The organism is Undibacterium sp. Di24W (assembly GCF_049340325.1).
Classification (GTDB): Bacteria; Pseudomonadota; Gammaproteobacteria; order Burkholderiales; family Burkholderiaceae_D; genus Undibacterium.
Window position 1 is genome coordinate 201,962 of record NZ_JBMPOP010000004.1, and the last position, 25,199, is coordinate 227,160.

General features: G+C 45.5%; 23 protein-coding genes. 5 read left to right on the forward strand and 18 right to left on the reverse strand.

Annotation, left to right across the window (positions count from 1 at the left end; translation table 11 throughout):
* The first annotated feature begins 87 nt into the window (after nt 1–87).
* Both prfB and lysS read left to right on the forward strand, forming a co-directional pair.
* Nucleotides 88–1,192, forward strand: a protein-coding gene (gene prfB / locus ACO0KZ_RS10065) for a peptide chain release factor 2 (protein ID WP_422995033.1) whose coding sequence is annotated in 2 segments (ribosomal slippage) — nt 88–168 and nt 170–1,192 — 1,104 coding nt in all. Because the reading frame shifts where the segments join, the coding sequence is not laid out codon by codon here.
* Nucleotides 1,193–1,247: 55 nt separating this feature from the next.
* Nucleotides 1,248–2,780 carry a lysine--tRNA ligase gene (gene lysS, locus ACO0KZ_RS10070; protein WP_422995034.1) on the forward strand — a complete coding sequence of 511 codons (1,533 nt, stop codon included), beginning with the start codon at nt 1,248–1,250 and terminating at the stop codon, nt 2,778–2,780.
* 139 nt (nt 2,781–2,919) lie between these two features.
* Here lysS and ACO0KZ_RS10075 read toward each other — a convergent pair whose 3' ends face one another.
* The 3 genes from ACO0KZ_RS10075 to ACO0KZ_RS10085 all read right to left on the reverse strand — a co-directional run bounded on the left by ACO0KZ_RS10075 (nt 2,920) and on the right by ACO0KZ_RS10085 (nt 5,277).
* A complete protein-coding gene (locus ACO0KZ_RS10075) occupies nt 2,920–3,189 on the reverse strand; it encodes a hypothetical protein (RefSeq protein ID WP_422995035.1) in 270 nt (89 codons plus the stop codon).
* Between the two features lie 504 nt (nt 3,190–3,693).
* The gene (locus ACO0KZ_RS10080; protein WP_422995036.1) at nt 3,694–4,686 is read right to left on the reverse strand and encodes an NAD(P)/FAD-dependent oxidoreductase; all 993 of its coding nucleotides are present in this window, start codon (nt 4,684–4,686) and stop codon (nt 3,694–3,696) included.
* 138 nt (nt 4,687–4,824) lie between these two features.
* On the reverse strand, nt 4,825–5,277 hold the full coding sequence (locus ACO0KZ_RS10085; RefSeq protein WP_314862372.1) for a CBS domain-containing protein: 453 nt from the start codon (nt 5,275–5,277) through the stop codon (nt 4,825–4,827).
* Nucleotides 5,278–5,558: 281 nt separating this feature from the next.
* Between ACO0KZ_RS10085 and ACO0KZ_RS10090 the strand changes: the two genes are divergently transcribed.
* Both ACO0KZ_RS10090 and ACO0KZ_RS10095 read left to right on the forward strand, forming a co-directional pair.
* A complete protein-coding gene (locus tag ACO0KZ_RS10090; protein WP_422995037.1) occupies nt 5,559–6,869 on the forward strand; it encodes an O-acetylhomoserine aminocarboxypropyltransferase in 1,311 nt (436 codons plus the stop codon).
* 1 nt (nt 6,870) lies between these two features.
* Nucleotides 6,871–7,677, forward strand: coding sequence for an alpha/beta fold hydrolase (locus ACO0KZ_RS10095; RefSeq protein WP_422995038.1), 807 nt, complete (start codon nt 6,871–6,873; stop codon nt 7,675–7,677).
* Nucleotides 7,678–7,832: 155 nt separating this feature from the next.
* Here the strand turns inward: ACO0KZ_RS10095 and ACO0KZ_RS10100 are convergent, their stop codons facing one another.
* From ACO0KZ_RS10100 to ACO0KZ_RS10110, 3 genes are read right to left on the reverse strand one after another with little or no spacing between them, the layout of a single operon-like run.
* Nucleotides 7,833–9,347, reverse strand: coding sequence for a DUF4407 domain-containing protein (locus ACO0KZ_RS10100; RefSeq protein WP_422995039.1), 1,515 nt, complete (start codon nt 9,345–9,347; stop codon nt 7,833–7,835).
* A 7-nt stretch (nt 9,348–9,354) separates the two neighbouring features.
* Complete coding sequence (locus ACO0KZ_RS10105; RefSeq protein WP_422995040.1) at nt 9,355–10,137, reverse strand: LytR/AlgR family response regulator transcription factor; 783 nt, start codon at nt 10,135–10,137, stop codon at nt 9,355–9,357.
* Entirely contained in the window at nt 10,130–11,383 is a 1,254-nt protein-coding gene (locus ACO0KZ_RS10110; protein ID WP_422995041.1) for a sensor histidine kinase, read from the reverse strand. The genes ACO0KZ_RS10105 and ACO0KZ_RS10110 overlap by 8 nt, the downstream gene beginning before the upstream one ends.
* Nucleotides 11,384–11,640: 257 nt before the next feature.
* On the opposite strand from ACO0KZ_RS10110, the gene ACO0KZ_RS10115 reads away from it, so the two are divergent.
* Entirely contained in the window at nt 11,641–12,591 is a 951-nt protein-coding gene (locus ACO0KZ_RS10115) for an MBL fold metallo-hydrolase (RefSeq protein ID WP_422995042.1), read from the forward strand.
* 65 nt (nt 12,592–12,656) lie between these two features.
* Here ACO0KZ_RS10115 and ACO0KZ_RS10120 read toward each other — a convergent pair whose 3' ends face one another.
* From ACO0KZ_RS10120 to uppS, 12 genes are all read right to left on the reverse strand, one after another.
* Nucleotides 12,657–13,346, reverse strand: coding sequence for an ankyrin repeat domain-containing protein (locus tag ACO0KZ_RS10120; RefSeq protein ID WP_422995043.1), 690 nt, complete (start codon nt 13,344–13,346; stop codon nt 12,657–12,659).
* Between the two features lie 26 nt (nt 13,347–13,372).
* Complete coding sequence (locus ACO0KZ_RS10125; protein ID WP_422995044.1) at nt 13,373–14,152, reverse strand: TatD family hydrolase; 780 nt, start codon at nt 14,150–14,152, stop codon at nt 13,373–13,375.
* 44 nt (nt 14,153–14,196) lie between these two features.
* Nucleotides 14,197–15,357, reverse strand: a complete 1,161-nt coding sequence (gene lpxB, locus ACO0KZ_RS10130; RefSeq protein WP_422995045.1) for a lipid-A-disaccharide synthase — start codon at nt 15,355–15,357, stop codon at nt 14,197–14,199.
* Nucleotides 15,358–15,362: 5 nt separating this feature from the next.
* On the reverse strand, nt 15,363–16,151 hold the full coding sequence (gene lpxA / locus ACO0KZ_RS10135; RefSeq protein WP_422995046.1) for an acyl-ACP--UDP-N-acetylglucosamine O-acyltransferase: 789 nt from the start codon (nt 16,149–16,151) through the stop codon (nt 15,363–15,365).
* A gap of 2 nt (nt 16,152–16,153) precedes the next feature.
* Nucleotides 16,154–16,669: a 3-hydroxyacyl-ACP dehydratase FabZ gene (gene fabZ, locus ACO0KZ_RS10140; RefSeq protein WP_422995047.1), complete on the reverse strand. Its 516-nt coding sequence runs from the start codon at nt 16,667–16,669 to the stop codon at nt 16,154–16,156.
* Between the two features lies 1 nt (nt 16,670).
* Nucleotides 16,671–17,756, reverse strand: coding sequence for a UDP-3-O-(3-hydroxymyristoyl)glucosamine N-acyltransferase (lpxD, locus tag ACO0KZ_RS10145; RefSeq protein ID WP_422995296.1), 1,086 nt, complete (start codon nt 17,754–17,756; stop codon nt 16,671–16,673).
* 11 nt (nt 17,757–17,767) lie between these two features.
* The gene (locus tag ACO0KZ_RS10150; protein ID WP_422995048.1) at nt 17,768–18,286 is read right to left on the reverse strand and encodes an OmpH family outer membrane protein; all 519 of its coding nucleotides are present in this window, start codon (nt 18,284–18,286) and stop codon (nt 17,768–17,770) included.
* 85 nt (nt 18,287–18,371) lie between these two features.
* A complete protein-coding gene (gene bamA / locus ACO0KZ_RS10155) occupies nt 18,372–20,726 on the reverse strand; it encodes an outer membrane protein assembly factor BamA (protein WP_422995049.1) in 2,355 nt (784 codons plus the stop codon).
* 104 nt (nt 20,727–20,830) lie between these two features.
* Entirely contained in the window at nt 20,831–22,192 is a 1,362-nt protein-coding gene (rseP, locus tag ACO0KZ_RS10160) for an RIP metalloprotease RseP (RefSeq protein ID WP_422995050.1), read from the reverse strand.
* 11 nt (nt 22,193–22,203) lie between these two features.
* Nucleotides 22,204–23,391: a 1-deoxy-D-xylulose-5-phosphate reductoisomerase gene (ispC, locus tag ACO0KZ_RS10165; RefSeq protein WP_422995051.1), complete on the reverse strand. Its 1,188-nt coding sequence runs from the start codon at nt 23,389–23,391 to the stop codon at nt 22,204–22,206.
* A 123-nt stretch (nt 23,392–23,514) separates the two neighbouring features.
* Complete coding sequence (locus ACO0KZ_RS10170) at nt 23,515–24,339, reverse strand: phosphatidate cytidylyltransferase (protein WP_422995052.1); 825 nt, start codon at nt 24,337–24,339, stop codon at nt 23,515–23,517.
* 73 nt (nt 24,340–24,412) lie between these two features.
* Nucleotides 24,413–25,168 carry a polyprenyl diphosphate synthase gene (gene uppS, locus ACO0KZ_RS10175; protein ID WP_422995053.1) on the reverse strand — a complete coding sequence of 252 codons (756 nt, stop codon included), beginning with the start codon at nt 25,166–25,168 and terminating at the stop codon, nt 24,413–24,415.
* Between the last annotated feature and the right edge of the window lie 31 nt (nt 25,169–25,199).

Genomic DNA, 25,199 nt, shown 5'->3' on the forward strand with positions numbered 1-25,199 from the left:
TAGGTGGCACTAGCAAGCGATTTACGTCAGGCAGGGCTTCACTCGGGTATAATTTAGGGTTTATTTATCTCACCTAAAGAAGCCCAAATGGAAGCCGAACGCCTCAATAGTATTGCTAACCTGCTTGTCGACTTAACCAGTCGTGAAGCCGAACTTCGGAGGTATCTTTGACTTCGATATCAAGTCAGAGAAACTCGAACAAGTTAACGGTGAATTAGAAGACCCTAAAGTTTGGGAAGAACCTAAACGCGCACAAGAACTTGGCAAGGAAAAGAAATCCTTGGAAGCCATTGTTCACACTCTCATTAAGATCGACGCCGATCTGAAAGACGCGAACGAAATTTTCGCGATGGCGCGTGAAGAAAACGACGAAGACACACTAGAGGCCATCGAGGCCGATGCTGCACAGTTAAAAGAATTAGTCGAAGGCATGGAATTTCGCCGGATGTTTAATAATCCTATGGATGCGAATAACTGCTTTATCGATATTCAAGCCGGTGCTGGCGGTACTGAAGCACAAGATTGGGCTTCCATGCTGCTGCGTCAGTATTTACGTTATTGCGAACGCAAAGGCTTTAAAGTCGAAATCCTCGAGCAATCCGATGGTGAGGTTGCAGGCATTAAGACGGCAACATTAAAAGTCGAAGGCGAATACGCTTATGGCTTCTTACGCACAGAAACTGGCGTACATCGTTTAGTGCGCAAATCACCGTTTGATTCTGCGAATGGCCGTCATACTTCGTTCTCCAGTCTATTTGTCTATCCGGAAGTCGACGAATCGTTTGAAATCGACATCAACCCTGCTGATGTGCGGGTGGATACTTACCGCGCTTCGGGAGCCGGTGGTCAGCATATTAACAAAACCGATTCTGCGGTACGTTTAACACACGCTCCTTCCGGTATCGTGGTGCAATGTCAAAACGATCGTAGTCAACATCGTAACCGCGCAGAAGCTTGGGAAATGTTGAAGGCGAAATTATTTGAGTTGGAATTGCGTAAGCGCATGAGTGAGAAGCAAAATTTAGAAGATACCAAGACCGACGTCGGCTGGGGCCATCAAATTCGTTCGTATGTACTCGATCAATCTCGGATTAAAGATTTGCGTACCAATTACGAGATGGGCAATACCAAAGCGGTATTGGATGGCGACTTAGACGGATTCATTGCAGCGTCGCTCAAGCAAGGTGTGTAGTCTTAGACTGCACTAGCGAACGACACAAATTCAATTTCAATTTTAGAGAACAATCATGTCTGACCAACAAAATACAGCTGCAGAATTGCCACAAGACGAAAATTCGATCATCGCTGAGCGCCGCTCCAAGCTCGACGCGATTCGTGCGAAAGGCGTTGCTTTTCCGAATGATTTTCGTCCTCAACATAAGGCTGCTGATCTGCAAGCGCAATACGGCGATATCAGCCGTGAAGACTTAGAAGCACAAAATGTAGAAGTCGTAGTTGCTGGTCGTATGATGCTCAAACGTGAAGCTGGAAAAAAAGCGGCGTTCGCGACTTTACAAGACGCGTCGGGTTTGAAAGCAGACGGCCGTATTCAGCTATATGTGACGACTGATAAAACTGGCGAAGCGGAAATGGAAGCTTTCCGTCATTATGATTTAGGCGACATTCTGGGAATTGAAGGCGTATTATTCAAAACTAAGACCGACGAACTGACTGTCAAAGTGACGAAGTTGCGTTTACTGACCAAATCGCTGCGCCCTCTTCCTGATAAGTTCCACGGTTTATCCAATCAAGAAACCAAATACCGCCAGCGTTATGTGGACCTGATCATGAGCGAAGAAACACGTCGCACATTCAAAGCACGTACAGCGGCGATGAACTCCATTCGTAGTTTCATGAACAGCCATGATTTCATGGAAGTGGAAACACCGATGTTGCATGTGATTCCTGGCGGCGCTGCAGCAAAACCTTTCATCACGCATCACAACGCGCTGGATATGGAAATGTATCTGCGTATCGCGCCAGAATTGTATTTGAAGCGCTTGGTCGTCGGCGGCTTTGATCGCGTGTTTGAAGTCAATCGTAACTTCCGTAACGAAGGCGTTTCACCACGCCACAATCCGGAATTCACGATGATGGAATTCTATGCGGCCTATGTTGATTACAAGTGGTTAATGGACTTTACCGAAGAAGTCATTCGCAAAGCAGCAGTTGACGCACACGGTACTGCAGTCTTGACTTACCAAGGTAAAGAGCTGGACTTGTCCAAACCATTCCAACGCTTGACCATTGTCGGTGCGATTAACAAATATGCACCTCATTACACAGCAGAACAGTTGGCCGACGCAGAATTTATTAAAGCGGAATTGAAAAAATTTGGCGTTAAACCTTTTGCCACAGCAGGTCTAGGTGCATTGCAACTAGCCCTGTTTGAAGAAACGGCAGAAGCGCAGTTGTGGGAGCCGACTTACATTATCGACTACCCCGCTGAAGTATCGCCTTTAGCACGTGCTTCTGACACCGTTCCAGGTATTACAGAACGCTTCGAGTTGTTCATGACAGGTCGTGAAATTGCAAATGGTTTTTCTGAATTGAACGATGCAGAAGATCAAGCAGCACGTTTCATGGCGCAAGTTGCCGCCAAAGATGCTGGCGATGAAGAAGCCATGTATTACGATGCAGATTACATCCGTGCGTTGGAATACGGTTTGCCACCGACTGGTGGTTGCGGAATTGGGATTGATCGTTTGATGATGTTGATTACGGATTCACCGAACATTCGGGATGTGATTTTGTTTCCGCATTTGCGTCGTGAGGAATAAGTTTTTCTGATTCAAGAAAAATACGAGGAGGAGACATTACGTGTTTCCTCCTTTTTTTATTTCGATTGTTTCTTGAACCTTACTGGTTCGTTGGCTCTACGAACACGCTTCTAACTTTTGCATCATTCAATCCCATCGTTTACAGGTCGGGGGTGGCCCGACAGCCACATCCTTTCTTTGCTTCGCCAAAGAAAGGATGCAAAGAAAGGCGACCACGCTGCCACTGGCCTTCGGCTTCCCAATTGTGCAAGACAAAAAATGGGAAAGCCTTGAAACTCGCTTCGCTCACACACAAGGCTTTCTTTATCCATTTTCTGTCTTGCACAATTGGCAGTGTCAGAAGTGGATGAAAGTCAAAAGCAGCGTCAAAATCAACGGCAACACCAAAACAATCAGTATCTACGGCCATTCATTTTTCAATTAGCAGTTGCAGGTCGCTGCTTTTGACTTTGCTTTTGACTTTGCTTTTGACTTTGCTTTTGACTTTGCTTTTGACTTTGCTTTTGACTTTGCTTTTGACTTTGCTTTTGACTTTGCTTTTGACTTTGCTTTTGATCTGCTACCGTTCGAGACGATGTAATTTGTACCTCACAGAAAATGGATAAGAAAGTGTTGCTGTCTGAGCGAAGCGAGTTTCAACACTTTTCCATTTTTTGTGATGCACCAATTATGCTGAAGCGAAGCGTAAGCACCCGCAGGGCGAGTCTACGGTCGCTTTTTTTGGATTACTTTTTTTGCGAAGCAAAAAAGCTAATTGGCTGTCGGGCAACACCCGACCTTTAAACACCGAGCAAGCATAAAGACAATTTTCAAGCAAATTTAAAACGAAGCAATTACGGGACACAAAACAAAAGAGGTAAGTTACGCCATCGCGAACTCACCTCTTAAGATTAAAACTCAACACAAACAAAAATCATCCAACTTCCTGCGCCAACCCCAAACCGCTCAAAAACGCATTCTCAACTCGTCCACCACCGCTCAATCCAGCAGCAAACCAATCCCCACAAACACCAATCTTCGCCTTAGCATCCCACAAGAACGACTCTGACAAAGGCGAATCAGCCTGAGAATAAAGCCAGCGATGCGTCACCGCATGAATTGCTTGAATTGGAGAGCCCGTGGCTTCGTGGAACGCTTTAGATAATTTCTCTTTAGCACGTTCATGATCGTCTTCTAAATGTTCCACACTCCATGCTGCAGTCGCATGACAGACCCATCGTTCACCAGCACGATGATCAGGTTTGGACGTATCACGTGCGATCCAACCTAAGCGTGAATTAGTAACCCATGCGCCGTCATAATCCAGATTTAATGGATGCTGAAAGCCTAACATCAAGACCCAGCATGGTTGCAAACGTACTTCAGCGACTTTCTTAGCGAAGTTAGCGTGGTCTTTCAACAATATCGAAGCTTGTTCTGGCGGAATTGCCATAATTACTGCATCGAAAGGTCCCGCTGATGCAGCGACCGGTACTTCTTCTGTTTTTACTGACAAGATCCACTGTTCACCATGTGCTTCTAAGGCGACTACTTGCTGTTCTAAGCGCACATCCAAACCATGCGCTAATTGTTTGCCTAATGAGCTCATACCTGGCACGGGCACATAACGCTGAGTATCACTTCCCGCCGCACTGATTGTGCCATGATCGAGATTCACCAACTTACTTTCCCAAGGGACTACCCATTCTAATTTACGCCAATCTCCGACTTCTTTCTTGAATCGATCTGAGCTCGCTGTAAAATATTGCGCGCCGTGATCAAAGCCACCGAGTTCGGTTTGTCGTGTACTCATGCGTCCGCTCACACCGCGACTTTTTTCATACACAGTGACATGATGTCCTTGTGCCTGACATTGACGGGCGGCGGTTAAACCAGCTAAACCTGCACCGATGATGGCTACCTGCATACTCTTCTCCTTGTTTTTATCGAATTTTAATCAAACTTTCATCCAACGCAAAAATCAAATAACCGACATCACAACTGCATCAAGTAAAAAGTGCCAGACAAAAAAAAACCCACAATTCACATCGTGGGTTTCGCACAATTACTGTTCTTTTTCGTCTTCAACTGGCCAATCGCGGATGTACGCCTTCAACATCTTGTTTTCAAAGCTCTGGGCTTCCAAGACGGCACGCGCAACGTCATAGAAAGAAATCACGCCCATCAACGTCTTGGCATTCATGACTGGTAAATAACGTGAATGCTTTTCCAGCATCATGCGACGTACTTCATTGACTTCCGTATCGGGCGTAACAGTCATCGGGTGATCATCCATGTATTTGCGCACGGTTCCTTCACCCAAAGCACCACCATTCTTATGCACGGCGCGAATCACCTCGCGAAAAGTCAACATACCGACCAAATCACCATATTCCATGACAATCAAAGAACCAATATCTTTCTCTTCCATGAAGCTCACAGCTTCTGTCATCGGCGTATCAGGGGTAATCGTAAAAAGAATATTTCCTTTTACCTGCAGAATTTCTGAAACCTTCATTTTATATCTCCGATCAGAGGTGCTTTATGTGCTATCGCGCAATAAAGGCTGAGGTTCTGATAAACATGCTGACAAACACGTAACATGAACTATCGCAGTCTTTGCTTTCTTTCATCTAATGTATCGCAAGCATTCGGAAAAATCTAGTGATTAAGAACAAGTATTTTTGATTTTGCACATTATCTTGATGCTTGTTCTACAAACGAAGCTTACGTCAGGTCTTTTCAAAAACATAGTAAATGCGTAGGATGTGGTCATCCAATTAGGGAGAATACCAGTTTATGAGCGGTCCAAAATACCCAGGCTTTGACACTTTGTCATTACACGCCGGTGCCGTAGCAGATCCAGCAACAGGCGCGCGAGCTACCCCAATTTATTTCACCTCCTCGTTTGAATTTAAAGATTCGGATCATGCAGCTTCCTTATTCAATATGGAACGCGCAGGTCATGTTTATAGCCGCATTACTAATCCAACCAATGCTGTGTTAGAAGAGCGCATGGCCGCCTTAGAAGGCGGCGTTGCTGGCATCGCCGTCGCCAGTGGACAAGCTGCACTGCATCTCGGTTTATCAACGATAGCCGGAGCAGGTTCGCATATCGTTGCATCACGTGCGCTGTATGGTGGCTCGCATAATTTGCTTGCCTACACCATGAAACGCTTTGGGATAGAAACCACATTTGTCGATCCACGTGACCTTGATGCCTGGCGCGGAGCGATTCGTCCCAACACCAAAGTTTTATTCGGAGAAACTTTAGGCAACCCCGGTTTAGACGTATTCAACATTCCGGCCATCGCAGAAATCGCCCATGACAATCATTTGCCATTGATGTTGGATTCCACTTTTACTACGCCTTATTTATTGCGCCCGTTTGAATATGGCGCCGATTTGGTGTATCACTCTGCGACCAAGTTTTTATGCGGGCACGGCACCGCGATAGGCGGCGTATTGATCGATGGCGGTACTTTTGACTGGCAAGCGGCTTACGAGAAAACCGGACGATTCGCAGAACTCTGTGAACCATATGAAGGTTTTCACGGCATGGTATTTAGCGAAGAGTCGACTGTCGGTGCGTTCTCACTACGCGCACGCCGTGAGGGTTTGCGCGACTTCGGTGCTTGCATGAGTCCACACAACGCCTTCGCTATTTTGCAGGGAATAGAGACATTGGGATTGCGTATGGACAGACACGTAGCAAATGCACGCAAGGTCGTTGAATTTTTGTCCTCGCATGCCGCTGTGGAAGCTATCGCGTTTCCAGAGCTGGAATCTCATCCCGATTATGAACTCGCGAAAACCTTATTACCAAAAGGTTGTGGTTCGGTATTTTCATTTAACATCAAAGGAGATCGCGCGGCGGGACAACGTTTTGTCGAATCCCTAAAAGTGTTTTCGCATCTAGCCAATGTCGGCGACGCCAAGTCCTTGGTCATTCATCCCGCTTCCACGACACACTTCCGCGTGCCCGTCGAACAGTTGGCAGCATCAGGCATTAGCGAAGGTACGATACGACTTTCAGTAGGTCTAGAGAGTGTCGATGACTTAATCGAAGATCTTGCACGTAGTTTGAAAATGGTCCAGAAAGGCAAATAAGATGCACCTGACGATACAGCATAAGGCAGTCTACGCCTACACCGGTGGTAAGGCCTTTAATCCTAACCTGCCAACCGTCATTCTAGTGCATGGTGCGCAAAACGATCATTCGGTCTGGGCAATGCAATCACGCTATTTAGCACATCATGGCTTTAGTGTCTTAGCTATTGATCTGCCAGGCCACGGTCGTAGCGCTGGTTCAGTTTTAAGTAGTGTAGAAGAACTAGCGAGTTGGTTATTGGAATTGATAGAGCTCAGCGGCGTACAACAGGCGTATGTCGCTGGTCACAGCATGGGTTCATTGATCGCATTAGAAGCTGCCAGCATGGCGCCAGATCGCATACAAAAACTGGCCCTGCTTGGCACTGCTTCACCTATGAAAGTCTCTGACACCCTATTATTCTCAGCTCAGCATGATGAACAATCGGCAATTGATATGGTGAATATTTTCTCCCACAGCAGCATGGCGCATAAACCATCTTGTCCCGGACCTGGCTTCTCGGTGATGAACGGCAGTATGCGCTTGATGCAAAGAATTTCCACAATCAATCCTGACCAAGTTTTCTTTAACGACTTCACCGCTTGCAATACTTACTTGAATGGTGAAGAAGCGGCGAAAAAGGTACAGTGTCCAACGCTGTTTTTGCTAGCGCGTCAAGACATGATGACGCCTGTCAAAGCCAGTACTTTGCTATCAAATGCGATTAGCAATAAACAAATACACATCATAGAAAATTGTGGGCATTCGATGATGAGTGAACAGGCTGATGCAGTGCTCGATGCTTTATATGGATTTATGAAGAATTAAACCATAATTCAATTCTCAGATTAAATTTTCCTTTTGATCCCGCGCAAGCGGGAACCCAGTGTTGTAGTTCGGTTCGGAGTAAAGTCACTAGGTTCCCGCTTTCGCGAGAATCACAAATTGCGCAATCAAGCTTAGTCAAATTTACACGCTTGAATTTATACTCTTAATCGTTGCAAGCTGGATAGGCTATTCACGATCTTCGCGATCGTTTCTTGCACCATACTTTCTATGCGCGGATCAACTCCTCCAGCGTTCAAAATAGCAGATTCCTTCTTCAATCGCTGAATCGCTTCTAGATGCAATAAATGCAGTTTCAATGCCTCAACATTCAAACGCAAATCAACATCGAGTTCCTTTAGTTGCTGATGCAATTGCGTTTCAAGCGCCCGCTCCATACGCATACGTGCTTGTGCTAATTGGCCATCATCTGTCAGCCACACTGCTTGCTCACCTTTCGCTTGCATACTCGACTGCAAACGACTAGTCGCGATTTGCTCTTGTCGAGTTTGCAGTTGCGCGTTGATCTGCTCTTGGGTTGCCATTTCCATGCTATTGAATTGTAGATCGGCATCGGTGGTCGACGTAAATTTCACCAAAATTGCCACCATTTCAATCGCAAAAAACCAGGTCAGCCACCAGATCAATTGAAAGCGCCGGTTTGGATCATTACGAACTAAATCAGCCACCGCAGTAAAGTCAGCAGCGAATCCAGATTGCGCTGCTAGGGTTATTTTCTTCTCTTGCATTTCGCTTAGAGCGGTTCCTTTCTGCTTCGCTTCACTGATATGTGTTTGTACTTGTTTTTGCTCAGAGAGCAGAACTTTCTTCTCCGCGTTTTTTTGTTGTTTCCACTCCAGTATTCTACTCATCACTAAGCTATCGGCATTTTGACATGGTGCTTTGGCCGCATTCAGTTTTTGATTCAATGCGTCGATCTTCGCGTCTAATAAGGCATCTGATGTGTTGATGGTTTTCTGCGCCAGTAAGGGACGCAATTGGCGTTGCAAGACTAAATCTGTTCTAGCAAAAGCTTGCCAGCACAACTTGGCTTTTTGACGATAAGCTGCCAAATCAAGTGGATCCGTAGCAAGCAGCAAATCAACTTGCTTAATGGAACCATCCAAACGCATTGCGTCGTTACGTAAAGCGGGCAAGCCAACCGCCAATTGTGCCGACTGCACATTATCGATCAAGCGCGTGCGAGCCATTTCGCCTACTTTGACATCAATCTCTGCGCGATTGCTCTCAACAAAGAAGGGATACACCATAGTCGATGCCGATAACAGCGCGAGTAATGCACGCCAGCTTAATCCGAATAACTTATTCCACCATGCCGCATCAGCACGAATACTAATCAACATTTGCCGTTCCAAACACCATTGAAACACTGCCCAGATGCAACCAGCTATGACAGCACCCCAACTGGAAATTGTGCTCATGGTCGCCAGCATATGCCCCATGCCGTAGCCAGAAAAAATAGCGAAGAAAATGACTAGAGAACCAATTCCGTAATACTTGTGGCGACCGCGAATAAAGCGATAACGTCCTTGCTGATCACGCTCTTCCAATACCTCAAAGGGAGCCGCAGCAGATAAAGCAAGAAAACTCAAGGCGGCGCGCCGCCACTGCCAGCTGTCAGATGCAATGGCAGGGTTGACTGATGAATGCATGATGACCTCACATATTACGGAATAAGACCATGAAAGGCTGGCTGACTGTTAAAGTCTCGGGGCGTGTTTTTAGCTTGACGATGCCCTTACCTGTATCGTCACGTGCAATCGAGGCAATTGCTCTGAGATTGACAATGGTGGAACGATGAATTTGTTTAAAAATATTCGCATCTAGCAATTCCAGTAATTCACGAATGGGTTTGCGTAGCAGAGATTCACCTTCAGCGGTCATCACGACCGTATATTTATTATCGGCTTTGAAGTAGGCAACGTCATCAATCATGATCAATTTGGTTTCGCTTCCAGAGCTTGCGGTGAGCCAAACCAACGGTTCATTTTTTGGAGCGCCTTGAAATGCGGCGATGCTTCGGCCGTTTCCGAGATTGAGCTGTTGCAACAAGTCAGCAACCGCATTCAATTCTTTCGTCGCACGATTTTGCAAACGTTGCACGGTGGCAGAAAGACGATCGTAAGTGACGGGTTTTAACAAGTAATCGACAGCACCTTTTTCAAACGCGTCTATCGCATACTGATCATACGCGGTAACAAAGACGATTTGCGTATGTGGACTATGGTCTTTCATTGCCTCAGCAATGTCGATACCAGTTAAGCCTGGCATGCGAATATCCAAGAACGCGACATCCGGCTGGCTTTCAATAATCGCTTCCAGCGCACTAGCGCCATCATCACAAGCGGCTACGATCTCCAATCCCGGCCAAACTTTGCCAAGCTGCTCTAAGAGCGCTTCTCGCAACAAGCTTTCATCTTCGGCGACGACACATTTAGGCATGATGTTCTCCCTGGATAAAGGTGGTGGGCACATTAATTGTGGCGGCAACACCGTTCGGGAAGTTTGCTACGATACCAAAACTAGCGGTATTTCCATAAGCAAGTCGTAAACGCTCGCGCACATTGCGTAGACCGATACCTGTACCTGCCCCTTCCACACTAAACCCACGACCATCATCTGCCACAGTTAAGGCTACATTGTTTTCATGTGCCCGCGCCAAAATCCAAATGGTCCCGCCTCCCGTTTGTGGCTCTAATCCGTGTTTGATCGCATTTTCCACCAGGGTTTGCAACATCATGCTCGGGAACAATACTGGTTTTAAATAATCGGGCACTTCGATTTGTACTTGCAGACGCGATCCCATACGAATTTTCATAATATCGAGGTAAGCACGTGTCCTATCTAACTCGACGCCGATGGTAGATGGCGTATCCTCGGTTTTTGGTAAAGAGTGGCGCAGATAGGTAATTAAATTACCTAACATTTGATCGGCACTGGCGGGATCAGAGCGCGTCAAAATTTGTGCGCTCGCCAAAGTGTTATACAAAAAATGGGGTTCAACTTGAGCGTGTAAGAGATTTAACTTCGCGACCGTCAATTCCTTCTCTGTCACCGTTTGTTGTGTAGCAGCTTTTTCATTTTTACGTACTTCAGCAACACGGCGCGAGATCGCACGTCCAAGTGCCAAAGCGTTTTCTAAATTAACCCCACTATCTAAAAGAAACCAATCAGTCCAGCCAGCACGAGTTGGTTCACAAATCATCATGACGCTACAAGCATCAACACCAGGTGATACCGTCGCGTAGATTTGGTTATCACCACCGGTTAGCCATTGTGTGACCGGCCATTTACGCCAAAATTCATCTTGAAATGGTGCAATACGATTGATCTTAGCGCGCACTTGCAGGCTATCTGCAGCACTATCGACTCGCTCCGCCCCAGGCAATTCGCGAATCGATGCCTCAATCAAAGCAAATGCGGCGTTCGCATCCAAAGGTAATTCAATTTGGCGACGATGACGATTTGCCAGTGTGGTCGAATTTACTGGTTGATTAATCAAGCGTACCCGATGGATATGTGAAAAAGCAGTCATGGCGGCAAAAAGAGTCCCTACCATCAAAAAGAAGGGAACGATATTAGGTGGGCTACTTCTAAAGAGGCCTTCGAAGATGAATAACACAATCAATAAACCAAGCCCGCCCCACGCCACGCTTGTCCGTGCAACCAACACTAAGCTACTCCACATTTTATTCTCCTGAAAAGTTCTATTAGCCCAATAGATACGATTAATCTGATTGATCCGGTGCTTTCAATGACACCTGCAATAAATGAAGAATAAAAGACTTACATTGAACCCACTCGTATTATCCGATGAAAGACAAAAAATAGAGATAAAACCGAAAATTGACGGTGCAAAAACACCCGATTGATTTGACTTTAAACACTACCAAGTTAAACTGCCCGACAATGTAATGTACAAATGATCACCTATCTATCATCAACATGAAACTAAGTCGCCGCCACTTCTTGCAACAAACTGCATTAGCTAGCCTAAGCACATCAATTAGTTTAACAACGGGTCTGGCACAAGCAGAAAGCACAAGTGGGATGCGTTTAATTTTACTTGGCACCGCTGGTGGTCCCACACCTAAGAAAAATCGCGCTGCACCCGCGCAAATGATCATGACCAATGACGAAGCCTATCTCATTGATTGCGGCAATGGCGTAGCCCAACAAGTGGTCAAAGCGGGTATTAAACTATCAGCCATACGCCATGTATTTTTAACTCACCATCACTCTGATCATAATGCGGATTATGGTAATTTAATGCTATTAGCATGGGCTGCAGACTTAAACCATCGTATCGATACTTACGGCCCACCACCTATAAAGCGAATGACCCAGCAATTTTTGGCCTTAAACGATTACGATATTCAAACTCGTATACATGATGAAGGGCGTCGACCCCTTAAACAATTGATTCACTCACATGAGTTGCGACACGATGGTGTTGTCATGCAAAACGAACGCATGAAGGTGAGCGCCGCACGCGTAGTTCACCCACCAGTAACACCAGCGTTTGCATACCGTTTTGATCATCAAGATAAATCTATTGTGATCTCTGGCGACACAACTTACTCAGACAATCTGGTGCGCTTAGCTCACGGCGCAGACGTTTTAGTACATGAAATTATGCACACTGCGTCCTTAGATCAATTGCTAGCAACCGAACCCAATGCAACGCGTTTGAAAGAACACTTACTGGCCAGCCATAGCACCGCAGAACAGGTCGGGCGAGTAGCAACACGTGCCAAAGTTAAAAAATTGGTTTTATCGCATTTCGTCCCGGGTGGTTATCCCTATTTGGACGATAAGCTTTGGCTAGATGCCGTACGGCCCTATTTTGATGGGGAAATTATTGTTGGTAGCGATTTGATGGAGATTCAGATTTAAATCACCACGCACAAGTATTAATTGATTGGTTCCAGATACCTAGTTTTCATCACCATCTACTCAATTTACTTGCGTTCCCTATTTTTAGCCTGCATGAGTTCTTGTAATAGTGCAGCAATATCACGTCGTTCGGCTTCGATTGCAAAGTCGTAAGCAGTCCATCCCAACATATTTTTCAGGGAAATATCAGCACCCTCATGGATCAATAATTTAACGAGCACCATCTCACCTCGCCGTGCTGCCAGCATAAGTGGTGTCGTTTTATTGGGTGTTTCTGCATCGATATAGGCGTGCTGCTCTAGAAGTCGCGCCATGATTTGATGGTTGCCGACGACAGCCGCGTAATGCAGTGCTGTCCAGCCTATTTGATTGACTTGCGCTCCTGCATTAATCAAGCGTTGCACCAAGTCTTTTTGTTCGAGATAGACAGCAAGCATCAAGGCAGTATCGCCATTTTTTGCACGTTGATCCAAATCAATTTGGGGATGTTGAAGCAAGAAATCAAAAACCTTAGCTGAGTTTTCTCGGACGCAAATCATCAGTAATGATTCACCACGGTCAGGTTCTGTGAGGTTGACATTGCCGTCCTGCTGCGCAAATTGCTTGATTGTCTGAATATCGTCAAAACGCGTGGCATAGATGATTTTTTCGGCTAATGCTTTTTCGCTTGTTTGTGGAGTAGCATAAGCCGCAGTGAACAGCATGGAGCAACTCAGGATCAACAATACTATGGTGGATTTTAAACGCTGGCGCACCTTGTTCCCCTGATTATGCAGACCTACTATTGGGCGAAACGAAATAAATCGAAGAAGTTTTTTGAAGTTTGTTCTTGTACCCGCTTCAGTGGGAGTTCTTTTAAATCCGCCAAAAACTCACCTACATGTTTTACGAAGGCAGGCTCATTCATTTTGCCACGATGCGGTGCTGGTGCGAGATAGGGCGAATCGGTTTCTATCAAGATTCTTTCTATCGGAAGCGCTTTCGCTACTGCTTGCAAGTCTTTAGCGCTCTTAAACGTCAAAATGCCGGAGAAGGAAATATAAAATCCCATTTCCACCGCAGCTTGCGCCACTTCTAGCGACTCGGTAAAACAATGCATAACACCCGCCACGCCTCCTTGATCAACACCAGCGCCCTCTTCACGCAATATCCGTATGGTATCTTCCGCAGCAGCACGGGTGTGAATAATCAAGGGCTTTCGGCTCAGACGTGAAGCACGGATATGCTGACGAAAACGTTCGCGCTGCCATTCCAAATCGCCTTTGAGTCTAAAGTAATCTAAGCCTGTCTCACCAATCGCGATAATTTTGGGATGCTGAGAAAGTTGGAATAATTGCTCAGCACTTGGCTCTTCCGTCTCTTCATAATCAGGATGCACGCCAACAGATGCGTAAATGTGCGCATGCTGTTCAGCTAGTGCCAGCACTTGAGGAAAATCCGGTAAATCGACAGAAACACATAAGGCATGGGTGACACCATTGTCTTGCATTCGCTGCAGCAATTCAGGCATGCGTTCTGCGAGTTCTGGAAAATTAATATGACAATGTGAATCGATGTACATGCTGAAATAACCTGGCCTGATTTGAAAACTAGTAGATAAAAAAATTAACGTATAACCCGATTGGTGGCAATCACGTCTAGCACAGCTTGCGCTGAAATCACAGCAGTATCGCGCAACAACTCATGGTGCATATCGGTAAATCGTTGCTTCAATCGCTTTTGCAATGCTATGTCATTAAGCTGCTGCCAAAGCGCATCTGCCATATTTTGAGGTGTTGCGGCAGACTGCAAAAACTCGGGCACCAAAAACTCCTCTGCCATAATATTTGGCAAACCGATCCAAGGCTGATAGCCCATATGCTTCAACACATGCCAAGAAGCGGTCATCATTTTATAAGCAATGACCATAGGCTTTTTAAATAAAGCGACTTCCAAAGATGCGGTACCGGACGTCACTAAAACCGCGTCAGCCGCAGCGATGGCTGTATGCGATTTACCATCCATCAACAGGATAGGCACATCTTCCAACTTCGCGGCGACCACTAATTCAATGTAGTGCGCACGCTGCTTAGGCCCCACCATAGGTACTAAAAATTGTAAGTGGGGATCACGTTGAAGGAGTAACTTCGCGGTCGCGACAAAAGCTGCGGTATTGTATTTGATCTCAGATAGGCGGCTACCAGGCAAAATGGTCACGATACGCGCATCCAATTCCAAACCAAGCTCTTCACGCGCCGCTTCGACATCAGGTTCCATGGGAATGACCTGCGCCAGCGGATGCCCGACATACGTGGCGGGAATACCCGCCTTACGGTAAATTTCCTCTTCGAAAGGAAAAATAACCAGCATATGCGTGACTGCTTCAGCGATCTTTTTTATACGACCACCACGCCAAGCCCAGATCGATGGGCTAATGTAATGCATGGTTGGTATCCCTGCCTGCTTCAATTGAATTTCCATATCCAGATTAAAGTCAGGTGCATCGACACCTATAAAGACATCTGGCTTTTCATCTAGTAATTGCGAAATCAATTGTTTGCGAATACCAGAAATTTCACGGTAATGCATTAATACTTCAAACAACCCCCGAACGGACAACTTTTCCATAGGAAAGTCGGTCTGAAAGCCATATTCAGCCATGTGCTTGCCACCGATGCCGTGCATCAAGGAGTCTGGCAATTGCGGCCGCAAGCCCGACAAAAGACGGGCTGCCAACATGTCGCCAGAGGTTTCTCCGGCGACCATAGAGATGATGGGACGAGTCACGATGATTAACGCACGATGCCGCGCGTTGAGACTTCAAGAAAGCTGCGCAAAGATAAGATATGTTCGGCAATCTCAGGCGTTTGTGCAGCGATTTCCTCATCTAACGCCGCTTTTGCTTCATCCAAGGTCAAACCGGATTTGTATAAAGTCTTATACGCCTGACGAATCGCGGAAATTTGCTCACGGCTAAAACCTCTCCGCTTCAAACCTTCGATATTGATACCATGCGCTGCAGCTGGATTGCCGTTCAAAATCACAAACGGCGGCACGTCTTGCGTGAGGCTGGTACTCATACCAACCATCGCATGTGCACCAATTTTGCAAAATTGATGGACGTTAGAAAAACCACCGAGAATAACCCAGTCTCCTATCTGCACATGTCCCGCCAATGCTGCATTGTTTGCAAATATGGTGCGATTGCCGACGTGACAGTCATGCGCTATATGTACATAAGCCATGATCCAGTTATCGTCACCAATACTGGTCACACCACCATCTTGCACCGTGCCTAGATTAAAAGTACAAAACTCACGCACCACATTGCGATCACCAATTGTCAACAAAGTCGCTTCGCCCGCATATTTCTTATCTTGTGGCGCGGCACCAATGGAGGAAAACTGAAAGAACTGATTATCTTTGCCGATAGTAGTATGACCTTCAATCACCACATGCGGGCCTATCTTAGTACCCGCATCAATACGAACATTGGGACCGATAATCGAATAGGCGCCGACTTCCACACTGGAATCGAGCTGCGCTTTAGGATCGATAATTGCGGTGGAATGAATAACCATGTTTATGCTCCTGCGGGAGTTTCGCCAGGTGTTTCTGCAGTTGCCGCTGCGACTTTCGCATCTTCAGCGCTACGCAAAGTACACATCAATTCAGCTTCTACCGCCAATTGACCGTCGACTGTCGCTACCGCTTTATATTTCCAAATACCGCGTGCCACGCGCAAAATTTCCACATCCATTTTCAACTGGTCGCCAGGGCCTACTGGACGCTTGAAACGAACACTATCGATACCGACGAAATACACAATCGTATTTTCATCCGGTTTTTTTCCCATGGTCAGAAATGATAGTATCGCTGCAGTTTGTGCCATCGCTTCGACCATCAATACGCCAGGCATAACCGGCTTGTTTGGAAAATGTCCATTGAAGAACTCTTCGTTGGCGGTGACGTTCTTGATTGCAGTAATCGTCTTGCCACTTTCCCATGTCAAGACTCGATCAACCAACAACATAGGATAACGATGTGGAAGATATTGCTTAATCTGATTAATATCCAAGGTTTTATCAATGTTTTCCATACTATTCTTCTGAATTTAAGTTATTTAAATTTGTTGATCCCAATGCAGAGGTCTGTGCTTTAACAGTCTTCTCCAATTGTTTAAGTTTGTCGCGCATGCTATCGAGATTACGCACAATCACAGCCGTTTTCTCCCAATCGGAGTTCTTCGCCAAAGGATAAAAACCAGTGTACTGACCAGGTTCCAAAATAGAGCGCGAGACCATGCTGCCGGATGAAATATGGACATTGTCGGCTATCGTCAAATGCCCCAGTACCATTGCGGCCCCGCCAAAGGTGCAGTTCCTACCGATATTAGCACTGCCTGCAACGCCGACACAGCCGGCCATCGCGGTGTTTTCACCTATGTGGCAGTTGTGACCAATTTGAATTTGATTATCGAGCTTAACGCCATTCTCGATGATCGTATCGGCCAATGCACCGCGATCTATACTGGTATTGGCCCCAATTTCGACATCATCACCAATCACCACTCGACCAGTTTGCGGAATCTTAATCCATTTACCTTTTTCGTTAGCAAAGCCGAAACCATCGGCGCCGATGACAGCGCCAGAATGAATAATGCAGCGCTGACCGATAATGCAGTCATTATATATACTGACATTCGCATTGATTTGGCTATGATCACCAATCGCCACGCCACGGCCTATTGATACACCAGCAGAGATGGTAACGTGCTCACCAATAACAGTACCAGCTTCGATGGACACATGGGCAGCGATACTAGCAGTCGCAGCAATCTCTGCTTGTGGACTCACCCATGCTGAAGGATGAATACCATGCACTGCACTATTAGAATTCAAATCAAAAAAATATTGCGCAGCTTTAGCGAAATACACATACGGGTTTGCCGCGATGATGCGTACACCTTGATAAACATCACCGATTTGCTGATGATCTTGTTCGGACAATATCAAAGCGATCGCCTGCGTTTTTTCCGCTTGCGATCTGAACTTAGAATTAGAGAGGAAGGTGATATGACGATCGCTCGCATCACTTAATGGGGCAATGCCGACGACCTGAATATCAGGATTACCAATTAACTGACCACCGATGCGATCGACTAACTCCCCTAGTCGAATGCTTATATCTGTCATTTTTATTTGGAAAGTGCTTTCAGTACTTTATCTGTGATATCGATACGAGGATTAATGTAGGCAGCATCTTGTACCACCAGATCAATCTTTTCTGCTTCAGCAATCTGCTTAACAACTTTAAGCGCGCGCTCGGCTAAAGCATTTAATTCTTCTTGTTTACGCTGACCTAGGTCTTCATTGAAGATACGCTGCTTACGATTAAATTCCTGATCAAGATCAGTCAACTCACGCTGGCGCTTAATGCGATCGGAATCCGATAAGCCTGGTGCATCTTTTTCAAAGCGACGCACCAAACCACGCCAGCGCTCATTAATTTCATCTAATTCTTTTTTGCGGCGAGAAAACTCTTGCTCAATCTTTGAAGTTGCCACTTTGGCTGGCAAAGATTCATTCAAAACACGCTGGCCATCGAAGAAAGCAACGCGGAAATCCTGTGCCTGCACCTGAGCCATCGCCACCAGAGAAACCACCGCGAACAAACCACGGCGTATGAATTTGGACGGATAAGATATTTGATTCAAAATATTCTCCACATTACAAACTTCAAAATTGCGAACTACAAAAAAGACGAGCTTGAGCCAAACTAACAATGCAAGCAGATACCACTTAGAAACCGGTACCCATAGTAAACTGGAAGCCCTGGCGCCTATCTTCTGGTTTCGCATTTAAGGCCTTACCGAAACTCAATTTTAATGGCCCCATTGGAGAAATCCAACTAATACCCATACCAACCGAGGTTCTCAAATCCTGCGGACGGATTTTTTGTCCTTCATCAAAGACGTTACCAACGTCAAAGAAAGTAAACCAACGTAAAGACTTATCTGCACCTGGGAATGGAATCTGCAATTCGACATTCCCAACCAGACGTGTCGCACCGCCCAAGGTGTCTCCCCGCGGATCTTTAGTGCCTAAAGATCCTGGCTCATAGCCACGGACGGAACCAATACCGCCTGCGTAGAAGTTCTTAAACACAGGATACGGTTTTCCAGCTAGGCCATGACCGTAATTGATCTCACCATTCATCGCTAAAATCACTGAGCGGTAGATAGGTTTGAAGTATTCATGTTTATAAATAGCTCGATAGTATTTAAACTCACCAAATGCAGAAACCTCGAGATTAATCCTTTGATAGCGACCAATCGATGGCGTCAATACATTATCACGGCTGTCGCGCTGCCACGCAGCCGACAGAGGAATCGAATTATTAGTAGCGGAGCCGACACCCCACAAAGGATTGGTTGTGTCTTTAATCACATCCTTACCACCAAAGTCAGCCACATATTTTAAGTAGCGATACGGGCTATCGGTATAAGTATCAATCTTGGAGCGTTCCAAACCGATACCGAAAAATACGGTATCTAGTTCTGAGAAAGGCACACCATAACGGATGTTACCGCCAGACGACTGAATACGGTAGTAACCATACGAGCCAATTGGTGGTAATGAGGTACGCACATAAGCATCAATACTACGACTAATACCATCATCGGTGGCATACGGATCGACATGGGTTAAGGCAATTGTACGGTTGTATTTACTGGTATTGATATCAAGACCAATTGTGTCGCCGCTACCAAAAGCATTGACCTGCTGAATCGAGCCAGTAATCGTAATTTTCTCAGCGCTGGAGTAACCTGCACCCAGCATGATATTGCCGGTAGGTTTCTCCGTTACCGTCAGATTTACATCAACCTGATCCGTACTGGTAGGAACCTCGGGCGTGTCAATAGTGACTTCTTTGAAGAAACCCAAATATTCAACGCGATCACGTGAAATTTTAATTTTCTCACCGTCATACCATGAGCTTTCAAATTGACGGAATTCACGACGGATCACTTCGTCGCGAGTACGTGTATTACCTGCCAAATTAATACGGCGCACATAAACGCGTTTACCTGGGTCAACAAAGACAGTAAACGCGACTTCTTTCTTTTCTTTATCAATCAAAGGATTTGGATTGACGTTCGCAAACGCATATCCAAAATTACCCATGCGATCGGTAATGCGCTTAGTACTATCCGTCAAACGTGCTGCGTTGTACGTGTCGCCTTTTTTCAGTAACAATAAAGATGACAATTCTTCTTCACGACCAAAAGTTTCGCCTTCAATCTTAACGTCAGAGACGGTGTATTTATCACCTTCATCGATATTAATCGTGATGTAAATTTGTTTTTTATCAGGCGTAATGGAAATCTGTGTAGAGGAAATTTGCATTTCCAGGTAACCACGATTCTGATAAAACGAACGTATCGTCTCAATATCGCCGGAAAGTTTTTGCTTAGAATATTGATCTGCTTTTGAATACCAACTAAACCAAGTAGGCGTACTCAATGCCAACAATTCTTTTAATTCACCATCTGAAAATGCTTTATTACCGATAATATTAATTTGTGCGATCTTAGCGACATCGCCTTCATCCACCGCGAAAGTAACATTGACGCGATTGCGTTCAATTGGGGTAATTGTGGTCGTAATACGAGCGCCATATAAACCGCGTGACAAGTATTGCTTTTTCAATTCTTGCTCAGCACGATCCACTGTCGCTTTATCAAAAATACGGGTTTCACCGACACCGATATCTTTTAAAGCTTTGACAAGCTGGTCTTTTTCAAATTCTTTGGTACCTGTAAAGTCCACAGTAGAAATAGTCGGACGCTCATCTAACAAAACGATCAGTACACCATCTTCCACTTCAATCTGTACATCTTTGAAAAAACCAGTTGCGAACAAGGCTTTAATTGTCGCAACGCTTTTTGCATCATTAAAGACTTCACCAACACGCACTGGTAAGTAACTAAAAACGGTACCGGCTTCGGTTCTTTGCAGACCTTCAACGCGAATGTCTTTAACTGTAAATGGTTCGATCGCGGCGGCTTGACCGGAACACAGAGCTAATGCAGCAAGTGCAAGGAGATGACGAGGGAAAGCTGGCAAAGTAAATTTCTCAAATTGTAATTTCATTGGGGTTTTTTCAGTCTCAATATTTCTACTTGGTTGCTACTCATTTGTCGAAAAATCAAGCCTGTGAACTTGAATTTAGATTAGTGCTCGCACCAAACTGAGTATTATGACATTAGTCGGACAATATCATTAAAAAAAGCAACAACCATCAAACACAACAATACAGCTAGCCCTCCTCGCTGCGCCATTTCTGCATATTTATCTGGAATTGGCCTTCCAGTTAAAACTTCCAGCGAATAATACAACAAATGCCCCCCGTCTAGCACAGGTATAGGCAGCAAATTCATTACACCAAGGCTAATACTTATTAGTGCAATGAAACTAATATAGCTAATCAGACCAATTCTTGCGGTTTGACCAGCATAATCAGCAATGGTCAGTGGACCGGTAATGTTTTTCCAAGAGACATCGCCGAGTAACATGTTTCCTATCATTTTTAATGTCAGCACACTAGTTTGCCAAGTTTTGAATGCGCCTTTAGCAATCGCATCAAGTCCACTATAAGTGATTGTGGTCATTTCCATATTGCTAGCTAAAGGTACTTGGATACGACCAATTCTCTTACCATTCTCAAGTACGGAATCGGGTGTAATTTGCACTTCGAATTCTTGCTTGGCGCTACTTACGAGCATAGTTAAAGTTTTGCCAGGCGAAGCACTAATAATATCGACTAATTCACGCCCATCAAGTATTTTATGGTCGTCGATTTCAAGAATCTGGTCACCGGCTTGCAAGCCGGCCTTTGCCGCCAGACCATTTGGCGATACTTCTTGAATAGTCGCAAGCCCTCGATAGAGTCCAATACCCATCTTATTTAGGAAATCGGCTTCCAGATCGCTTGCACTCAATTGGCTAGTCGGTAATTTAATCTCTAGCTGATCCATGCTGGTGGCACGATCGCGATTCGGACGTTCAAAAGCGATAATTGCATCCTGCTTATTTAATCCTTTTTGCATCAACTTCCAACGCATATCAGACCACGATTGCACCGCTTCACCATCAATACGAAGAATATGATCACCATGGCGAAAACCTGATTGATAGGCGGTCGAGGTCTGTGAAGCGACGCGAATTTTCGCGATTGGATCAGCGATGCCTACCATGAACAGCACAGAAAACAAGACTATCGCCAGCAAGAAATTAGCGATCGGCCCTGCCGCCACAATGGCGATACGCCGCCAAACCGACTTACCAGAAAAATCTTCACGTAAATCATCGTCAGTCATCTCCGATTTAGGCACTTCACGTGAATCTAACATCTTCACATAACCACCAAGGGGAATTGCTGAAATCGTCCATTCGGTCGGGCTATTGCCAAATTTCTTAACAAAAATGGGCTTTCCCATCCCGATGGAAAAACGTAAGACACGGACGCCACACCAACGAGCTACCAAGAAATGACCCAGTTCGTGAAAAATAATCAAACTACCAAGGGCAAAGACAAATGCCAGTACGGTCTGTATCATCTGCATATTGCTTAATGCCTCAAATTAGAAATATAAGTGTGAGCTGCCCGTCTTGCCTGGCTATCAATCTCAAAAATGGCTTCTAAGGTATCAACACCTTGCAGGGGAATTTCTTCTAGTGCCTGCGCTATGACCGTTTCGATTTGCATAAACCCCAGCGCAGAGTTCAAAAACGCATCGACCGCGACTTCGTTGACCGCATTCAATACCACAGGCGCCGACGCACCGGCGCGCAATGCTTCATAGGCCAATCGCAAGCATGGAAAGCGTTGTAAATCAGGCTGATAAAAATTCAGCTGCAAAAATTTACTTAAATCCAAAGCCTCCACACCTGACGCAATGCGTTCTGGATAAGCCAGCCCATATGCAATCGGCGTGCGCATATCAGGATTACCTAATTGCGCAAGCAAGGATCCATCCTCATAAGACACCATAGAGTGCACCAGACTTTGCGGATGAATCAAGACTTCGATTTTGTCAGGTGCAGCACCAAACAACCAATGTGCTTCAATAACTTCCAAGCCTTTGTTCATCATGCTAGCTGAATCGACTGAAATCTTACGTCCCATGACCCAATTCGGATGCGCAATGGCTTGCTCTGGCGTGACATTGTGTAATGAAGCGACGTCACGATTTAAGAAGGGGCCACCAGAGGCGGTAAGTATTATTTTAGAAATTCCGCTACTGGCAAGATCTCGCTGAAAACCGTTCGGCAAACATTGAAAAATCGCATTGTGCTCACTATCAATCGGTAACAAAGTCGCACCACTTTGTCTTACTGCATCGATAAATAATTGCCCTGACATCACCAGCGCTTCTTTGTTCGCCAGCAGAATTCGTTTGCCTGCTCTAGCTGCAGCTAGAGATGCTGGCAATCCGGCAGCACCGACGATCGCGGCCATCACCACGTCACACTCAGTTGCAATAGCTACCTCACACAGCGCCTGAGCACCGAATAAAACGATAGTCTTTGGTGAAGCTTGACGCAAACTGTGTTCCAGTTGTTGCGCTAATTCGACCGTCGCAACCACCGCATAAGTTGGCTGAAATGCAGCACATTGTTGTGCCAGTTTTTCGATTTGTGTATGCGCCGTCAAAGCAAAAACCTGATAACGCTCAGGATGACGGGCAATCACGTCTAAGGTAGAAACGCCGATAGACCCAGTAGCGCCCAAGATGCAAATTTGTTGTTTAAGCATAAATCTCGCTGTATTTTGCTATCATTTTCTGAATCATTAAATCTGGTGCGAAGAATTCTCTGACTGTTATTTTGAATCTAGCGATTTCAGTTATCGCTTGTAATGGTCTGCCATGCAGCTTACTTATAGACTCCACACCGACACCATCAAAGCCGCCAATGGCAAAACTGGAATTAAAGCATCAATACGATCCAAAACTCCGCCATGACCAGGCAACAAATGACTGCTATCTTTAAATCCAACACGACGCTTGAGCAAAGATTCAAACAAATCACCAATGACACTCGCGACTGATATCAAGCATATACTTAAGACCATAACTAAGCCGCCTTGGCTGACATAAATTCTGTGCGGTAAGGTGTCATTTAATGCAGGAACAAAAACGCAAAGCACAGCAAACAGAATCACGATGATTGCGCCGCCGATTGCGCCTTCCCAGGACTTTCCGGGTGAGATACTTGGCGCTAACTTACGTTTTCCAATAGCCTTACCAACAAAATAAGCGCCACTGTCAGCGATCCAAACCAAAACCAGAGTCGATAACAGCAATTTAGTTGATTTGCCAAACAAAAAACTCATCGCGATAAAGCAACCGAAGATAGCCACTGCATATACACCGCTAATTAAACCACTGGCAAAACTGGTAATCGAAGGCAAACCAAACTTCAGGCTAGGAATTAAACCAAACACCCAAAAAAGCACACAGACAGTGAATAAAGTCGGTAGAGAAAAAGTGGTAGTTTGTAAGGACAAATAGGCGAACGCCAAAGACCACACTACGGAAATCGGAATCGCTCCGGGCTTATTGAACAATCGCTGACTCTCCCACATTGCAGCAGCCAAAAATAGCGCAGCCGCTGCGGTAAAGGCCATAGGAGAGCCCGACATTAAAATCGGAATCAATATACATAGCAGGACAAGAGCAGTAATAACGCGGGTTTTTAGCATAGTGGCGAATGTTACTCGTTAAGTTGAATTATTTAATCATGTGCTGAAAACTAGTCGCGTGAGCATTGACGAATTATGTCGCTGCCTCAGCCGAGACCTGAGCGCTAGTACGCCCGAAACGGCGCTCTCTGGTTTGATAAGAATGTATCGCCTCATCTAGTGCTTTGGCATTAAAATCAGGCCAGAAGGTGTCAGTAAAATACAGTTCTGTGTAAGCCAACTGCCACAATAAGAAGTTAGAAATACGGGTTTCGCCACCAGTACGGACAAATAAATCAGGCTCAGGCGCATACGCCATAGACAGCTGAGACTCCAACATTTCTTCAGTGATTTCAGTTGAATCTCGTCCACTAGAAGTCAACTTATTGACTGCTTGAACAATATCCCAGCGGCCGCCATAATTAGCACAAATCGTTACCGTTAAACGTGTATTTGCTGCGGTCAACACTTGCGCCTGAGCAATTGCCTCTTGCAATGGAAGGTCAAAGCGCGACAGGTCGCCGACAATTTTTAAACGGATATTATTGTCGTGCATCTTCTTAACTTCTTTTTCCAAAGCAGTCACAAAAAGACGCATCAACAAAGACACTTCGTCGGCAGGACGTCGCCAATTCTCAGAACTGAACGCAAATAAAGTTAGAAACTGAATATCGCGCTTAATACAGGCTTCAACGATGCCACGCACCGCATCTACACCTTTAACGTGTCCAGCGACACGCGGCAAAAAACGCTTGGTAGCCCAACGCCCATTACCATCCATAATAATCGCAATGTGCTTTGGCATCAGTCCCGCATCAGGGACTGTTTTCGTTGAGCTTGAATGATTCATGAAACTCCAGAATTGACTAAAGAAAGAAAGT

Bases quoted from the DNA above. Each gene is read 5' to 3' on its own strand.
- lysS (WP_422995034.1), top strand. From the start codon at position 1,248: ATGTCTGACCAACAAAATACAGCTGCAGAATTGCCACAAGACGAAAAT.
- ACO0KZ_RS10075 (WP_422995035.1), bottom strand. From the start codon at position 3,189: ATGGCCGTAGATACTGATTGTTTTGGTGTTGCCGTTGATTTTGACGCT.
- ACO0KZ_RS10080 (WP_422995036.1), bottom strand. From the start codon at position 4,686: ATGCAGGTAGCCATCATCGGTGCAGGTTTAGCTGGTTTAACCGCCGCC.
- ACO0KZ_RS10085 (WP_314862372.1), bottom strand. From the start codon at position 5,277: ATGAAGGTTTCAGAAATTCTGCAGGTAAAAGGAAATATTCTTTTTACG.
- ACO0KZ_RS10090 (WP_422995037.1), top strand. From the start codon at position 5,559: ATGAGCGGTCCAAAATACCCAGGCTTTGACACTTTGTCATTACACGCC.
- ACO0KZ_RS10095 (WP_422995038.1), top strand. From the start codon at position 6,871: ATGCACCTGACGATACAGCATAAGGCAGTCTACGCCTACACCGGTGGT.
- ACO0KZ_RS10100 (WP_422995039.1), bottom strand. From the start codon at position 9,347: ATGCATTCATCAGTCAACCCTGCCATTGCATCTGACAGCTGGCAGTGG.
- ACO0KZ_RS10105 (WP_422995040.1), bottom strand. From the start codon at position 10,137: ATGCCTAAATGTGTCGTCGCCGAAGATGAAAGCTTGTTGCGAGAAGCG.
- ACO0KZ_RS10110 (WP_422995041.1), bottom strand. From the start codon at position 11,383: ATGTGGAGTAGCTTAGTGTTGGTTGCACGGACAAGCGTGGCGTGGGGC.
- ACO0KZ_RS10115 (WP_422995042.1), top strand. From the start codon at position 11,641: ATGAAACTAAGTCGCCGCCACTTCTTGCAACAAACTGCATTAGCTAGC.
- ACO0KZ_RS10125 (WP_422995044.1), bottom strand. From the start codon at position 14,152: ATGTACATCGATTCACATTGTCATATTAATTTTCCAGAACTCGCAGAA.
- lpxA (WP_422995046.1), bottom strand. From the start codon at position 16,151: ATGGTTATTCATTCCACCGCAATTATCGATCCTAAAGCGCAGCTCGAT.
- fabZ (WP_422995047.1), bottom strand. From the start codon at position 16,669: ATGGAAAACATTGATAAAACCTTGGATATTAATCAGATTAAGCAATAT.
- bamA (WP_422995049.1), bottom strand. From the start codon at position 20,726: ATGAAATTACAATTTGAGAAATTTACTTTGCCAGCTTTCCCTCGTCAT.
- rseP (WP_422995050.1), bottom strand. From the start codon at position 22,192: ATGATACAGACCGTACTGGCATTTGTCTTTGCCCTTGGTAGTTTGATT.
- ispC (WP_422995051.1), bottom strand. From the start codon at position 23,391: ATGCTTAAACAACAAATTTGCATCTTGGGCGCTACTGGGTCTATCGGC.
- ACO0KZ_RS10170 (WP_422995052.1), bottom strand. From the start codon at position 24,339: ATGCTAAAAACCCGCGTTATTACTGCTCTTGTCCTGCTATGTATATTG.
- uppS (WP_422995053.1), bottom strand. From the start codon at position 25,168: ATGAATCATTCAAGCTCAACGAAAACAGTCCCTGATGCGGGACTGATG.